General features: G+C 41.6%; 2 protein-coding genes. Both read left to right on the top strand.

Annotation, left to right across the window (positions count from 1 at the left end):
• Window positions 1-23: 23 nt before the first annotated feature.
• A complete protein-coding gene (locus tag F6K37_RS40080; protein WP_008184342.1) occupies window positions 24-1,013 on the top strand; it encodes a glycosyltransferase family 10 domain-containing protein in 990 nt (329 codons plus the stop codon).
• A 6-nt stretch (window positions 1,014-1,019) separates the two neighbouring features.
• Window positions 1,020-1,932 (top strand): Npun_R2821/Npun_R2822 family protein (locus F6K37_RS40085; protein ID WP_287256836.1); only part of this gene is annotated, 913 nt, incomplete at its 3' end.

Below are 1,932 nucleotides of genomic sequence, written 5' to 3' on the forward strand. Positions count from 1 at the left end.
TTGATGAGTTAGGAAATTAAGCTATGTCCAAAACTATGGACAAAAAAGTTATCGGTATGATCAGTAGCTATAAGGCACTGAAACCCAGTCCTGTTGATTGGCTATGGAAACAAACCCCTCGTCCTTTGGGGGTTTGGAAAAATATTCAAATGATAGCTACTGCACCTCAACCGGATTTTTTACTGCTATACAACTTTAACGAATTTTCTGACATCAAACCAGTTAAACCCAAATTTGGCAATTTTTTTGGGCTAGCTCACAAGCCCGCTGAGCCTAAGGTCGCAGATCTCAAGACTCTCTTGCGGGGAGTGCCGAAAGAACGGATTATTTCTTTGGTGCGAGAACCTCCCTTTCCAGAACGGGAAGAGATCCGAATTAATGAATATAAACAAGCTCAGGAATACTGTGGCTATGTATGTGGTCCTGATGATTTTGCGCCAATTCCTGACTATATGCCTGCTATTTCATACCACAACAATTCGTTTCGTGAATTGAATGAAATGGGACCGCCTGAAAAAGCTCGTTCCTGTTGTTGGATTACCTCCGGTATTGCTCGCACGGCTAATCATCGTCAGCGTTTGGCGTTTTTGAAGCTGTTGAGGGACAGTGATCTAGAATTTGACGTGTATGGACGGGATTTGCCAGACTGGGTAAACGGATATGGAAAAGTAGGGAATAAGTGGAATGCGATGGCTCCTTATTACTACAACCTGGCGATTGAAAACTATGCTGGTAATGATTGGTATGTGAGTGAAAAGTTGTGGGATGCTTTATTAGCCTGGTGTTTACCCATATACTATGGTGGTTCTGCTGCTGATAAATTATTGCCTCCAGGAAGCTTCTTGAGACTGCCAAGTGAGGATGAAAAGGGCTTAGCTTACATTCAGGAGGTGACCGCTACACCGGATGCATGGCATGACGCTCTAGATGCGATCGCAGAAGCACGTCAAATCATTTTACATGAGTTGAATTTACTCAACTTCTTGTCTAAAGTAGTGGAAAAACTGGGGTAAGTCTAGATGAGCACAGGAATTTATACATTGGCTAATGATGTGGTTTACAACCAACTGGTAGCACTGCTCAATAGCATAGAGGTTAATGCTGGGAAAGAGACTCCAGTTTGTGTAATTGCCTACAATGATCAATTAGACAAGGTCCGTCAAGAAATTGCCACCCGAGATAATGTCACCTTGCTGGATAATCCAGAACTATTTGCCCGTTGGGAAGAGTTTTCCTACCGTGTTTGGAAAACTCACCCTGACGCTTTACAAGAATGGCAAGCACAAGGCATGAAGACGAAATTCTATCGGGTTGGTGAAAATCATCGTTACTGTGCCTTTGATCCACAGAGTCCATTTGAAAAATTTATCTATCTGGATGCTGACACTCTGCTGATGAATTCCTTAGATTTCGTCTTTAAGCAGTTAGATGAGAGTGATTTTGTGGTTTATGACTTTCAGTATAAAGACCCAGCACATATTTTTAACTTAGCCTCACCGAAGTTACTGGAACTATTCCATGAATCCCAGATTAATTCAGAAATTTTCTGTTCGGGATTTTATGGGGCTAAGCGGGGATTATTTCCTGAAAAGCAGCGAGAATGGTTAGTTTCTCAGTTAGCTAATGGGGAAGCAGAAGTTCTCTATAAGCGAGCGCCTAACCAATCTGTACTCAACTACATGAGGATGAGGTCTGGGTTATCTATCCATAATTTTTCTCTGAGTTTGCCTAAAGATCAAAGAACAGGCAATTCGGTAACATCTCCTCACTTTGAGGTTCGGGATAATCTACTTTATGATCATGGGAATCGGCTGACTTATCTTCATTACATTGGAATCAAGTCAAAAGTTTTCAATAAACTGTGTGCTGGGGATAATATTGACTTTCCCTACCGGGATATTTTCTTACATTACCGATATTATCATCAACCAG

Origin of the sequence: Moorena sp. SIO4E2 (genome assembly GCF_010671945.1) — a bacterium.
GTDB lineage: Bacteria > Cyanobacteriota > Cyanobacteriia > Cyanobacteriales > Coleofasciculaceae > Moorena > Moorena producens.